The sequence below is a fragment of the Pseudoalteromonas sp. CF6-2 genome (assembly GCF_021729425.1).
In the GTDB taxonomy this organism is placed as follows: Bacteria; Pseudomonadota; Gammaproteobacteria; order Enterobacterales; family Alteromonadaceae; genus Pseudoalteromonas; species Pseudoalteromonas arabiensis.
Genome location: NZ_CP091442.1, coordinates 1,156,685 through 1,170,494 on the forward strand (window position 1 = coordinate 1,156,685; position 13,810 = coordinate 1,170,494).

Here is a 13,810-nt window from a genome sequence, read left to right on the forward strand (position 1 = left end):
AATTTCGCGGCCTTTTTATTGATGTATAGGTAAGACGATGTTTGCAGGCTTTGATTATGGTAGCTCTAATTGCGCAATCGGTGTAATGAATAATGAGCAACAAGTCTCTTTAGTGCCACTTGAGCAAGGCAAACACTATTTACCTTCAACACTTTATACTCATCACAGCGCGTTGGTTGTTGATTTTGTAGCAAAGCACTTAGCTGGGAGCCAATTTGAGCACGGCTTTAGAACTCAGCGTCAAGCGCTCCTTAATACTTTACCTCGCGTTAAATCCGACTTAGATATCCAAGCAGGCGATGAGACCTTATTTATTGGTCGTGAAGCCATTAGTGAATATGTGCAGTTTCCTGAGGAAGGTTATTTTGTTAAATCACCTAAGTCATTTTTTGGCGCGGTTGGCTTGAAACAAGGACAAATTAACTTTTTTGAAGACATTGCAACGGCGATGATTTTAAAAATTAAACAGCGCGCCGAGCAATCACTGCAAGAGTCATTAACAGAAACGGTCATTGGACGACCGGTAAACTTTCAATCAGTCGGTGGTGAAGAATCTAATCAACAAGCACTAGGAATTTTGGAGCGAGCAGCAAAGCGTGCTGGATTCAAAGAGGTGTCGTTTTTATATGAGCCGCTAGCGGCAGGGATTGATTATGAAACTTCATTGCAGGAAGACCAAAAAGTATTGGTTGTAGATATTGGCGGGGGTACCAGCGATTGTTCATTTGTACAAATGGGGCCGAGCTTTCGACAAAGTGAGTGTCGTGATAGCGACTTTTTAGCTCACAGCGGGAAACGTGTTGGCGGTAATGACTTAGATATCGCGCTGAGCTTTCACGGGTTAATGCCGTTGCTTGGTTTAGGCACTGAGTTTAAATCGGGTCTTCCACTGCCTAATCAGCCGTTTTGGCAAGCCTGTAAAATCAATGATGTTAATCTACAAAGCTTGTTTTACAGTGATGCACACCATCGAGACCTTGTTACACAACTACGTGAAGTGCAACAGCCTGAGTTATTTAAGCGCTTAATTCATTTGCAACAAAATAAGCAAGGCCACCAATTAGTACAGCAGGGTGAGGCGGCAAAAATTGCACTCTCGTCAAGCAACGAATTTACCACTGATTTAGGGTTTTTAGACCCAGAGTTAAGTCAGTGCTTGACGTTAAATGATCTATCTTTAGCGGTAGATGACTCTATAAGCCAGATAGTAACGCTAGCTAAACAAGCTATAGCGGATGCTGGTACAACACCTGACGTTATTTATTTAACTGGAGGCAGTGCTCAGTCGCCATTAATTAAAGCGGCGTTAAAAGCTCACTTAGGTGGAATTAAGATGCTCAATGGGGATCACTTTGGCAGTGTCACTGCTGGCTTGACTAAATGGGCACATAAGCTATATCGCTAAATGTGCTCATTTATAAAGACTACAACGTAACTTGGCGTGTTGCTAAGTATTTCTCGTAATCAGGTAGCGTGCGATTAAGCTCGCTCTCCATCATGGGTGAGCTTAAAAGCATATCGGCACTGACCTCATTACAGGCGACAGGAATATTCCACACAGCGGCTAAACGTAGGAGTGCTTTTACATCTGGATCATGCGGCTGTGATGCGAGTGGATCCCAGAAAAAGACCAACATATGCACTTCATGCTCAGCAATTTTAGCACCTAACTGCTGATCGCCACCCATTGGACCACTTAATAATTTAATGACTTCAAGCCCTGTTGTGCGCTCGATTAAATGGCCTGTTGTACCTGTACCATACAGTGTGTGCTTGCTTAAAATATCTTGATGCTTTTCACACCACGCTTGCAGTGCCGCTTTTTTACCATCGTGGGCAACAAGGGCGATATTTTTCTTGGCAGGTAAGGCTTGTTGTTTTTGTTCCATAAGTGCTCTTAAATTAGTAGGTTAATTGCTAAGGCTATAAAGACCAGCCCGGTGATCCTATCAATCCAAATTTGGGTTTGTGGATGCTCACGAAAGTAACTGGCAATTTTATCGCCGAAATAAATATACGTGCAGTCGATTGGAAAAGCAAAAAGTGGGTAGAGTAGGCCAAAAAATGCGAGTTGAAATGTCGTTGATGATAAACTCGGATCGACGAATTGTGGAATAAAGGCAATGAAAAACAAAGCTACTTTAGGGTTGAGTACTTCGGTCATCATGGCTTGAAACATCACATTTTGCTTTTTACTGGTACTGACATGAGGTTTTTCGTCGCAATGTGGCTCAGGCTGATTAAAAGTACTTTTTAAGGTCATTAACCCTAAATAGCATAGGTATGCAGCACCTAAGTATTGTACTGTGGTATAAGCGACTGCAGATGCCTTTAATATGGCTGTTAACCCAATGACGGCAAAAAAGGTGTGCACAACGCCGCCAAGTGCAAATCCGAATGCGCTTTGCAGGCCCGCTGCTCTACCATTGGCAAAGGTTTGTGCCATTAAAAATGCGTTAGAAGGCCCAGGAGCTACGGCAATCAAAAAACTGGCGCCGAGAAACGAGAGCAAAAATTCGGGATTAATCATTGGCATAAGATAAAAAAGATGGATAGCTGATTCTAACAAGCTTACAGAAAAAGAAAAAGCGGGCATCATGGCCCGCTTATCTCGTAGGGTAGGAGATTAGAAATTAGCAGTGCTGTTATTTGAACAAATAGTTGTACTTTGCGCTTCACATACTTGGTAAGTGTAAGAGCCACCGCCTTTAGTTGTAATGGTATCTGTGTAGCTATTGGTGTTTGCCATAGAGCCCAGTTTGCTGCCATTACGATAGATATCAACAGTACTTGTTGCTGCACCATGCCAGCTTAAATCAACATAGGCAGTACCTTTTGATTTATAACCTGATGTTGAAAGATTGATAGCATCGCTGCCAGGTGTTGTGCCGCCACCATCATTGCCGCCAGCACAACCATTTGCTGTGAGATATGCATCTGCTGCAGCCGCTTTAACGATACCGTGACCAAAGTACACATCGTGACCTGCAGCACCTTGATCCTCTGCTGTTGCTTTAAGGGCATCACGGATTTCTGTACCAGTACACTCCGTGTGATTAGACCAAACGAGTGCTGCAATACCTGAAACAGCAGGTGTTGCCATTGATGTACCGCTCATGAAACCATAATCACTGGTACCAATTGCGATATCAATCGTTGTGCTTGAAAGAAGCGCTGAACGGTCTTCAAGTGCAGCACCTACAGCTGGAATGCTGGTATCATTTGTATCGCCTAATGTAGCGTATAACATACCCGCTTCGTTATTGATGATAACAGCACCGATACCACCTGAGTTCTCGCAGTTATTTACCTTGTCATAGAACGAGATATTACCGCGGTCAATCATACAAATTTTGCCCGCTGCGCCCGCATCAATACTTTCAGCAGTACCCATGTAATAAGCCGTGCCTGATGCATTTCCTGAGTTTTCCATTGATGAAGTAGCAAAGCCTGCGCCATCAGCTGCTAAGCTAGCTGACGTTGCCATACCTGCAGGGTAAGTAGAAAGTGTATCAACCCCACCTGCGGTTACTTCGACACAGATTGTTTCGTCTGTTGTTGCACGTTTTCCACGGCCTGAAGTACAGCTAGGGAACTGTGAAAAGTCGGCAATTTGATTGTTTGCATCATTGGCACCCACCATCATCACTGAAGGGTAACCAGCAGGGTATGAACGGACACTATTGCCATCGTTACCAGCAGCAGCAACAACTAAGCCGCCAGCATTTGTGAAATTAGCAAACGCGTTAGATTCGGTGCTATTTGAACCACCACCACCTAAGCTCATGCTGATGATATTCGCACCTGCTTGAGAGCATAAATCCGCTGCGTGCGCTAAATCTGATGAGTAACCCCAACCTTCAGCATTGAATACTTTAATGATATGCATTGCTACACCCGGTGCCATACCGACAACACCAATATTGTTATCTGCAGCACCAATAGTACCCGCTACGTGAGTACCATGAGGGCCGCCATTATCGAACCAGTTACCAGTACCACTGTCGTTATCACCTGTAATGTTGCCCCAAATGAAGTCTGGATTGGTTGCATCTAGGCCAGAGTCAATTACACACACTTTCATGCCCGCATTCGCATCAAACGTCACCTGATCAGCCTGTGATTGATAAACCGCGTAAGGTGTTAACTGCTGCTGCATAGGATTACCAGCATCGTCATTGTATACTGCCATAGGTATACGCTTTTGATCTTCTTCAATTAGTTTAATGTGAGGGTTGTTAAGCAAGCCTTTTATACTTGCTAGGTCGTGACCGGAGAATTGTGCTGCAATAAAACCATTACCATCAACTTTGATATCACCGCCCAGTTTTTTTGCGAGTGCTTTCACAACGCCTTTTTTGTTATTGTCTACTTGGATGATGTAACGATCATCTGCTGCGTTGGCTGTTCCTGCTGCACACAATCCGCTGATGATTAACGCTAAAGCTAGTTTATTCTTTTTCATATTTTGTATCCCAAACGTGTATTAAAGTTAACCTTTTGTTAACTTAGGTAAACAATAATTTAATAACTACGCAGGTACAAGTTTAATTATACTAATAATCGGAATAAAATGTTCTAGAAACAGTTCCTTAATAGCATTTAGTTATAACGGGAAGGCTAAACGGGTAAATAGAGTATAATAATTCTTATTTACCCATCTTGTTATGATAATTGTTTGTATTTAAAAAGTAAGTAGGCAAATGGAATGAGCATTAGAAAGTGCACGCTAATCAATACTGGCGTTGTTAGCTCCAGTAACTGGGTTAAAAATACTAAAAAGCTTGCTCCACTCATTTGCATAAGACCCACTAGTGCAGAGGCTGTTCCAGCTTGTTTTGGGAATAAACTTAGCGCTCGCCCTGCAGATGAGCCGAGTGTTAGCGCATAGCCAAAGGCGGCAATAAACATAGGAAACATTAAAGCTAAGGCTGAGCGTTGTTGGCTAAGAGCAAGCATAATACACCCAGATAACACTAATAATAAAAGTCCAGCTTTTAAAGCACGTTTGGGCTGTCTTTTAATATAAATGGGCATAATAAAGCTGGCAAGAATGCTCAAAGCAGCATTACAGGTAAACCAAAAAGTGAAGTCAGCCACACTGCCATCAAGTTCAGTGATTAGCCAGCCTGGCGCGAGGGTCACAAAGACTAAAATAGCCGACATCGTGACTAAACAAATTAAGCTATGAAATAAAAACAGCGGTGTAGAAATAATCGGTATAAAGCGTCTTAGGTCGAGAATATGGCCTCTGTAAACACTATCTGTTGGGCGTGTTTCTTTGAAGAGTAATAAAACAATACACAAGCTGACAAGCGCAAATCCAGCCATAAATAAAAAGTTCATTCGCCAACCAAATTGCACGGTTAACCAAGCGCCTAGAATAGGGGCGAGGGCAGGAATAAAGCAAACGATACCATTTAAGTAAGTAATGATCTGACCGCTACGTTCGCTACCAAATTTATCTCTGACTATTGCAAAAGCGACGACAAAAGTTGCGCATGCTCCCAAGCCCTGTAATGCCCTTGCGATCATCAACGTGGTAAAGTCTGGAGCCAAATAGGCCCCGAATGCCGCTAGACCATAAATCGTAACACCGGTAATAGCCACAGGCTTACGGCCAAACTTATCGGCAAGTGGTCCCGCAATTAGCTGACCAAGACCCACTGTTAGCATAAAAATAGCCACTGTTTGCTGAAGTTGCTTTTCTGATGCATTGAGTTGTTCAGCAATGGTAGGGAATGCTGGAAGATAAATATCAATACCTAGAGGGCAAAAAATGACCAATAGGCCAAGGATGAATAATAAACTCAGATTTCTGTGCTGTGACTGCATTAGCTCTCCTTTAAAGCAATATTTTATGTGCCCGTTAAAGAAAAGAAAAGCGTTGATATCTATTTATCTGAGGTACATACGTAGTCATTTAGGAAAAGAAGGTTTGCTAACATAAAATTTCCATTTCGCTATCTGGTCTGATGTGTTAGTTTTTTCACTTACATAATAAAAATAATGGATACACTGTCGTGAGTTCACAATCATCATTATTAAAAATTTGGTCTAGATGTCAGTCATTGCCAAAAGGTAACTGGCTGTTTAGTAAGGCTGTGTGTTTTAAAGCTCCTTATTTTGGCTCAATAAAGCCATTAATCACAGATTTAACAGCAGGGTATTGCAGTGCAACCGTCAAAAATCGCCGGGCAATCCATAATCACATAGGAACTATCCATGCAATCGCACAGTGTAATGTGGCTGAGCTATGCGCTGGCTTGATGGTTGATGCAACCGTACCTGCAAAAACGCATCGCTGGATACCAAAAGGGATGACGGTTAATTATTTAGCAAAAATTGACACCGATATGCGTGCTATCGCAAAGATAGATGTGCCAAGAGAATGGCTAGAAAAGCAAGATTTGATTGTACCGGTGAAGGTCTACAATAACCACGATGAATTAGTATTCACCGCGGATATCACAATGTATGTAACAGCTAAGAAGGGCTAGGATTTATCGGCGGCCTGTTTATTCACAAATGAGAGATCATTGTCATCATCTGCAAGGATTGAAGAGGGAGAGCCCTCTTCGCTTTCTGGCTTGATAGGCGCAATGTTATCTTCTTCGTGACGGTGCTTAAGGCTACCTTCAATAATTGCACCTGCTTCGATGCTCAATGTGTCGTGAAACACATCACCATGGACCTCAGCAGTACTTTCTATAACGACCTTATTTGCGATTAATGAGCCGATAATTTTACCTTTAACAACGACACTATCAGCTTCAACAACACCTTCAACCATACCTGAGCTGCCTATTACAAGATGCTTAACGCGCAGATCACCATCAATGCGACCATCAAGTTGTACTTCACCTTGGCTGGTGATAGAGCCAGTTAGACGCATGTCTTCTGCGATAATTGAAGGGGTAAGGTTTGTTCTTTTTAACGATGAGTTTGTTGAGCTAGTTGTTGTTTGTTTTTTTTTACCGAACACGAGTAAGCGCCTTTGTTATTTTTACAGGGTTGACATGTTTGCCATTAACTAGAACTTCGTAATGTAGATGCGTACTTGTGCTGCGACCAGTACTTCCCATCAAACCAATCACATCATCTTTAGTAACGGCTTGGCCCTTTTTTACTTTAATTTTATTTAAATGACCAAAGCGGGTTACGAAACCATTTTTATGTTGTAATTCAATAAAGTTACCGTAACCACCATTGCGGCCTGCACGAAGTACAGTACCATCTGCAGGGGCGAAAATCTCCGTTTTATGCCAGCCTGCTAAGTCGACACCTTTATGGAATGCACGACGACCGTTCATCGGGTCTTTACGAAGCCCGAAACTACTTGAAATATAGTAATCTGCTGCCGGAAGCGTTTGTGGTAACTCACTTAACAGGTTTTCTAGGTTATTTAGAGTGAGGAGTTTATCTGCAACGGCTAAAAACTCAGCGGGAATTTTTGATTCATCAAATAAATCGAGTGGTCCACCTTGTGCTGTATCTGCTTGCTCATGTAGCGCTTCTGAAGCAAACGTTTCGTTTAAACCAGCTCCTTCTAACATGGCAATAATTGCCGCATGGCGTTGTGTTATCTGTTCATCGAGTAAGGCAAAGCTGCGGTTGTAGTTAGCATCAAGACGCGCAAAGCGCTCTGCAACAGCGTTAAAACGATTGGCTTGATTTGGCTCATCTTCCAATGGTGCATGAAATTCTTCAGTATGCTGCTTGGTTGGCAATATAGGCGATGCTGAGTCATCCGTTGTTGTATCTGTGCTCATCGATTCAGGCAAAGATTCAAGCATACTTTGCAGTAAAGCTTGTTTTTGTTCAAGTACCGCTAGCTGCTCAAGCTGCTTAGTGTATTCGTTTTGTTGTTGTTGATGCTGTTTTTGCCATGCTTGCTGTTCGCTAAGCTGGCTTTGTTTTATATCTGTAATTTTATCGGCTTGGGAGATAATTTGCAGAGTAGAAACACTTAACCACGTCACAGCTGTTAATAAAGCAAGTAATGCAGTTAGTTGAACCCAAGGTGCTAATACTAGGTGTTTTACTTCGCCATTTTGACGGATCAGCAGCTGTCTAGCTGGAAAAAACGTACGATAAAAGGACTTAATATTAACAAACATGGCGTGCAAAAATTGGATAAATACCGAGCTAAGATAACAATCTGAACTAAAAAAGCCAGAAAAAAATTGTAACTCAAGAAAAAAAGCAGCAAAAAAGGGCACAAATGGCCCTTAACTATGCTGTTATACCGTTATTTTGCAGGCAGTACTGTTCCTTCAACAGAACCAAAACCGATGCGTGCAAAGCCTTCTTTCTCACACCAGCCACGCATAATTACGTTGTCGCCGTCTTCTAAGAAAGCACGTTGCTCGCCATTAGCAAGAGTGATTTTTTCTTTGCCGCCGCGCGATAGCTCTAGTAATGAACCAGCTTCTTCATGCTCAGGGCCTGATTGCGTACCCGAACCTAACATGTCGCCTGGTTGGAAGTTACAGCCGTTTACTGTGTGGTGAGTGACCATTTGCGCCACTGTCCAGTATGAATGTTTGAAGCTTGATTTAGATACCTGTGTTGGTGCTTCGCCAGCTGCACGCATCTTTTCAGTTTCTAGTTGCACATCCATTTTGATATCGAATGCACCAAACTCACGGTTATGCGCTGACTCTAAATAATCCATTGGTTGTGGATCATTTTCGTCACGTGTCCAGTTTGTTCTAAATGGTGCCAGCGCTTCTGTCGTAACAATCCAAGGTGATACAGTCGATGCGAAGTTTTTCGCAAGGAATGGGCCAAGGGGCTGGTATTCCCACGCTTGTAAGTCACGTGCAGACCAGTCATTAAATACACAGAAACCAAATACATGGTTTTCTGCATTTTCAATAGCAATTGCATCGCCTAATTCATTACCTTTACCAAGGTAAATACCTAACTCAAGTTCGTAGTCTAGGCGTTTACAAGGGCCGAATGATGGTACTTCTGCATCTGGCGCTTTGGTTTGACCGTTAGGGCGGTGGAACGTTTGACCTGAAACATCAATTGATGATGAACGACCGTGATAACCAATTGGTACCCATTTGTAGTTAGGTAGAAGTGGGTTATCAGGACGGAATAAACTACCTACCGCTGTTGCGTGGTAAATAGAGGTATAGAAATCAGTGTAATCACCAATACGGCACGGCAGCGCAAATTCGATGTCTGCTTGAGCGATAAGTGCTTCGCTTAATTGTGCTTGCTCACTAGCACCTTCACGAAGTGCTTTTGATAGCGCAAGACGAAGTGCAGACCAAAACTGCTGACCAAGACCCATAAATTCATTTAATGTAGCTTGGCTTGCTGCTTTAACGGCAACTTGTGCATCACCAGAGAATAAACCAAGTTCGTTTACTTTTGCTAAATCGATAACTTGGTCACCAATTGCTACAGCGCCACGGAACGCTTCGTCTGAATTTTTACGACGTACTTCTGCAAAAGGAAGGTTTTGAATTGGGAAGTCACAGTTCGCTTCGTTAGCAGATGCAACCCAGCTTTTTAGATTAATATCGTGGGTTTCGTTAATTAGGCTCATACTCTTTCCTTATTTGTTCGCGCTGATTTATTAGTTATCTATATGGAGGCAATCAACGCAATTTAAACAGTTAGTTTAAAACAGAATTTAAAACGACAAAAAGCAGCGTGTGAATATACCCAAATCACACGCTGCTTTTTATTCATTATGATGATTTAGATTACACCACGACGCTCTTGATCACGTTCGATTGATTCGAAAAGTGCTTGGAAGTTACCTTCACCGAAACCGCCGTCATCTACACGTTGAATCATCTCGATAAAGATAGGACCAAATAGGTTCTTCGAGAAGATTTGCAGTAAGTAACAGTTTTCGCTTTGGCTATCTACCAAGATTTGGTGCTTACGGATCTTCTCTTTGTCTTCTTTAACCCAAGGAACACGGTCAAAAATGGTGTCATAGTACTCAGGGATGATATCAAGCGTTGCAATCGTTGATTGGTCAAGCTTATCAAGTGAGCTTACTAAGTCGTTAGTAAGGAATGCTAAATGCTGTACACCCGGACCATTGTACTCATTTAAGTACTCATCGATTTGGTTGTTGTTGTTATCTTTACCTTCATTGATTGGAATCGAGAAAGTACCGCACGGAGATTTAAGTGCGTAAGATAATAACGCTGTTTTTTGACCTTTAATGTCGAAGTAACGAACTTCTGTAAAACCAAATACGTCTTTATAGAAGTTAGCCCATGTTTCCATCGTGCCTTTATATACGTTATTGGTTAAATGGTCGATACGGATGAAGCCTTTGTCTTCAACAATGTTTTGCTCGCTTAAGTCTTCGAAATCTGACTCATAGATAGAGCCTTTATCACCAAACTGTTCGATGAAGTAGATTAAGCTGTCGCCGATACCGTAGATAGCAGGGTATGGTAAATTTTTATGTGTTGAGTCTGTTGCAGGTTTTGCACCGCGCTCAACAGCAACCTCGAATGCTTTTTGTGCATTCTCTACACGCCAACCCATAGAACAGATTGCTGGGCCGTGGCTTTTAGCAAATTCAGCAGAAAAACCTTCACGCTCATTATTTAGTAAGAAATGAATGTCATGCTGGTTGTAGTAAACAATGTCTTTACCCTTGAATTTTTTTAGCTTAGAAAAGCCAAAATCAGTAAACACTTTGTCCATGTAATCTGCATCAGGTGTTGCATATTCAGTGAATTCAATGCCCATTAGGCCTAACGGATTATTTACTTCGCTCATTGTCATTACTCCCGCAATTATAAGCACTGCGCTAAAAAAGAATTATTGTTCTGTAATGAGCGGATGATTAACCAGAAAACCGATAAGGGGAAGATCTCGGCGTTATTTAGCTAACGCCCCCTTTGTAAATTAAATGGGACAATGATTTTAATTTTAGCTATTGCACTATCTGAGGCGGTGAATGGGTCACCATTTAGGCAAGTGTTTGGTATGTTGTTTTTAATTTATCTATATGTATTTAAAGGTAAAGTAATAGATTTTTCAGGTGTAAAAAAAGGCCTTGGACGGCCTTTTTTATTAAGTTGAATGTATAGATTAGTTTACAGTTTAGCGTGCTTTGTTAAAAAACTTACTGCGCTGTTGTAACCAAGGGTTATTCATAATTTGAGGTGCAGCTTGATAATGTCGCTCAACTACTTGGTTTAAGGTGCGAGTAGACTGCGTGAAGTTGAGTTGCTGCTGCGCACTACCCATGTTTGCAATTTCGGCGTCTGTCATAGCGCGACCTGCAAAGAGGAGTGCATTTAAATACCCTGGTTTAGTTTCGTAGTCATTATCGGTTAAAAGTAACGCTGCACTGTTGATTGCCCAGCGCTCATTGACTTCGCCTTCATCTTTAATACCAATGAGCTCGCCATCAAGGTAAATTTTTAGTGCGCCATTGTTTGGGGCAGCATAAAACACAAAGGCAATACGGTGCCAGCTGTTTGCCAAAAGCTCGCCAAAATAACCGCTGTCACGCGTGGCGATACCGATGGCATTATCTCGGTTAACGTAAAGGTCTGCATCATTGTTATTAGTGAGATCTGTTTGTAGTAATGCACGCCATTCATTGGTGCTTTGCTCTGGCCAAAGCACATCCATCACCAGCGTGTAATCTGAAATAAACCCGTCAGTTTGGTAGTCACCATTTGCAGGGCTATTGGCTGTAAGTGTTAAGCCTTGGCTTGGGCTGTGGCGAGAAAACGCCAATACACCTGAGGCACCACTTGGTAAATCAGCAACTGCAAGCTCAGTAGTGGTTGCAAATTGGCTATTCTCTGGCCCCCAATTTTTTTCTTCAGGGTCATAAAAGCTAAGTGTTGCAGGGCCAAAGTCACTGCTAAAACCTTGCTCAGGATTATTAAAATTCCATACTGTCACTGCATCGTCAGTTTTGCAGGCGTTAAGTGTGTTATCAGTGTCGATGTATAAACATTGGCTAGTGCGTGCTCGTGCGTAGTTATCAAGCAGCCACCAACTTTCAGCGACTAATTGCGCGTCTAAGTTTGGCAGAGCAGGGAAGAATAATTCGCTATTGAGCGCAGGGCCTTTAAATAGAGCAACTTGGTATGTGGTTGCATCACTGATGTTATCAGGCGTTAAAGCGACCCATTCAGGCTGGCTTTCAAGCATGGTTTTTAATTGGCTGCCAGTCACCGCGACTTGATACATTGAATTAAAGCCTGGGGTATTCGATGGCTGGCGTTCAACCTTAAACGCCGCATGAAAGTCTTCTTGAGTTAAGGTGCCTGGAAGCCAGCGATCTTGCACTTGGCTTGCATCTAGCAGTGCGGCATCAATAGCAGGGAATTGCTGCATCGTGGCTTTGGCTGTAATAGTAATGAGTTCTTCTGCACTTGGGTAATTTTCTGAAACGGCAATTTCGGTATTTGCATCAGGAGCGTAGCGGCCCATGATTTCATCGATGGCGGCTTTCGTGCGCTCATCTAAATTGGTAATGCTGGTTGTTGGTACGGTATTGTAATCAACATCAGCGAGCGTATTGTCTTCAAGGTTAAAGGTTAACGTGAGATCAGTTAGGCCTTGTGCAAAAAAGTTTGGCTGAATAACAATACTGCCATTATCTAAGGTTTGATAGCTTTCACCACCATGGGTGTGGCCACCCAGTACTAAATCAATTCCCGCCACGTTTTGCGCAATGCGAGTGTCTGTGCCTTCACCTAAATGACTCACCATGACCATGTAATCAACATCTTGGCGGTACTGGTTAACAATTTGCTCAGCCACTTCTTGCCATTGCCAATTCATTTTGAAATTAGCGATAAAATCAGGAATTGGCTCGTCTTCAATAGGTTCATCAAGTTCATTCCAAGGCACGGAAGTCATGCCAAAAAAACCGATGCGAAGGCAACCTACTTGCACAACTGAAAAATCGACACCGGCAAACGGCGTATCACTGTTACCCTCATAGTCAGTATTGCTTGAAAGCACGATGGCATTATCGTCATCAGCAAAATCAAGTAATTGCTCTGGTCCCCATGCATAGTCGTGGTTACCAATCACGCGTACGTCAAAGGCCATGGCTTTTATTGCCTCGACCGTGGCTAAGCCTTGTGAAGTTTGCTCGGCTACGGTGCCTTTTTCATAATCATCGCCACCATTGGTGAACAAAGTGTTTGGGTTTTCCAGTTTGGCATTATCGTAGTAACTACGAATACGGCTGAATAAGTGCTCTTTAAAGCCAAAGCGCGCGTGTAAATCAGCAACATGAATAAAGCGCACTGTTTGTGAACTTGCTGTATCAACACATTGTTCGCCAATTGTTTTACTGATTGCAGGAATGCTGCGCGACATTAATGCGTAGGTACCAAAGCTGGTAATTTCACTTTCCGCAAAGCCCTCTTCGTTGAAATTGGTTGTCAGAGGTTGCCACTGCTCATCTTGTAGCATAACAATACTAAATGCGAGGTTGGTTTGTTGCTGGGGGAGTTTTATAGAAAGGGTTAATGATTTAGAGAATACTAAATTATTCGGTCTGAAAGTATGTCTTGCAGAGACAATGTTTTGCTCAATATCTGCTGTGGTTGCTGCTGTTTCAGTATAGGTAAAAGTCGTATCGGTAGAGACGGTGTTACTATCTGCATTCAGGCGTACACTACCATTAGCAAATTGCTCGGAAAAACCTGAACTGACTGAAATAATTAAACCAGACTGGCTTGGGGTGGTGGCAACCTCTTTCGTTGTTTTATCGCCGCCGCAGGCTACAAGCAGTAATGTGGTAAAAAAAATGATTAAAAGTTGATTGAAAAAGCGCACTGTA

The 13,810-nt window shown here is 42.5% G+C and carries 11 protein-coding genes; 2 read left to right on the forward strand and 9 right to left on the reverse strand.

What is annotated here, in order from left to right; all coding sequences use genetic code 11:
• Window positions 1–37: 37 nt before the first annotated feature.
• Window positions 38–1,405 (forward strand): molecular chaperone, encoded by a 1,368-nt coding sequence (gene yegD / locus L3Q70_RS05325; protein WP_237115022.1) that lies wholly within the window; start codon window positions 38–40, stop codon window positions 1,403–1,405.
• Window positions 1,406–1,424: 19 nt separating this feature from the next.
• Here yegD and L3Q70_RS05330 read toward each other — a convergent pair whose 3' ends face one another.
• The 4 genes from L3Q70_RS05330 to L3Q70_RS05345 all read right to left on the reverse strand — a co-directional run bounded on the left by L3Q70_RS05330 (window position 1,425) and on the right by L3Q70_RS05345 (window position 5,835).
• A complete protein-coding gene (locus L3Q70_RS05330) occupies window positions 1,425–1,889 on the reverse strand; it encodes a methylglyoxal synthase (protein WP_237115023.1) in 465 nt (154 codons plus the stop codon).
• Between the two features lie 8 nt (window positions 1,890–1,897).
• Window positions 1,898–2,530: a LysE family translocator gene (locus tag L3Q70_RS05335; protein WP_062570796.1), complete on the reverse strand. Its 633-nt coding sequence runs from the start codon at window positions 2,528–2,530 to the stop codon at window positions 1,898–1,900.
• Window positions 2,531–2,626: 96 nt separating this feature from the next.
• Window positions 2,627–4,465, reverse strand: a complete 1,839-nt coding sequence (locus tag L3Q70_RS05340) for a S8 family serine peptidase (RefSeq protein WP_193988557.1) — start codon at window positions 4,463–4,465, stop codon at window positions 2,627–2,629.
• 200 nt (window positions 4,466–4,665) lie between these two features.
• Window positions 4,666–5,835, reverse strand: coding sequence for a multidrug effflux MFS transporter (locus L3Q70_RS05345; RefSeq protein ID WP_062570487.1), 1,170 nt, complete (start codon window positions 5,833–5,835; stop codon window positions 4,666–4,668).
• Between the two features lie 188 nt (window positions 5,836–6,023).
• Between L3Q70_RS05345 and L3Q70_RS05350 the strand changes: the two genes are divergently transcribed.
• Window positions 6,024–6,500: a hotdog fold domain-containing protein gene (locus L3Q70_RS05350; RefSeq protein WP_062570488.1), complete on the forward strand. Its 477-nt coding sequence runs from the start codon at window positions 6,024–6,026 to the stop codon at window positions 6,498–6,500.
• On the opposite strand, the gene L3Q70_RS05355 is transcribed toward L3Q70_RS05350, so the two are convergent.
• The 5 genes from L3Q70_RS05355 to L3Q70_RS05375 form a co-directional block, all read right to left on the reverse strand.
• Complete coding sequence (locus tag L3Q70_RS05355; protein ID WP_062570489.1) at window positions 6,497–6,985, reverse strand: polymer-forming cytoskeletal protein; 489 nt, start codon at window positions 6,983–6,985, stop codon at window positions 6,497–6,499. The two genes, L3Q70_RS05350 and L3Q70_RS05355, sit on opposite strands and share 4 nt — an antisense overlap.
• Window positions 6,975–8,120: a M23 family metallopeptidase gene (locus L3Q70_RS05360; protein WP_062570797.1), complete on the reverse strand. Its 1,146-nt coding sequence runs from the start codon at window positions 8,118–8,120 to the stop codon at window positions 6,975–6,977. Before L3Q70_RS05360 ends, L3Q70_RS05355 begins: the two co-directional genes overlap by 11 nt.
• Window positions 8,121–8,251: 131 nt before the next feature.
• On the reverse strand, window positions 8,252–9,565 hold the full coding sequence (fahA, locus tag L3Q70_RS05365; RefSeq protein WP_237115024.1) for a fumarylacetoacetase: 1,314 nt from the start codon (window positions 9,563–9,565) through the stop codon (window positions 8,252–8,254).
• A 155-nt stretch (window positions 9,566–9,720) separates the two neighbouring features.
• A complete protein-coding gene (gene hppD / locus L3Q70_RS05370; protein WP_055021474.1) occupies window positions 9,721–10,767 on the reverse strand; it encodes a 4-hydroxyphenylpyruvate dioxygenase in 1,047 nt (348 codons plus the stop codon).
• A 327-nt stretch (window positions 10,768–11,094) separates the two neighbouring features.
• The gene (locus L3Q70_RS05375; protein ID WP_193988560.1) at window positions 11,095–13,806 is read right to left on the reverse strand and encodes a metallophosphoesterase; all 2,712 of its coding nucleotides are present in this window, start codon (window positions 13,804–13,806) and stop codon (window positions 11,095–11,097) included.
• Between the last annotated feature and the right edge of the window lie 4 nt (window positions 13,807–13,810).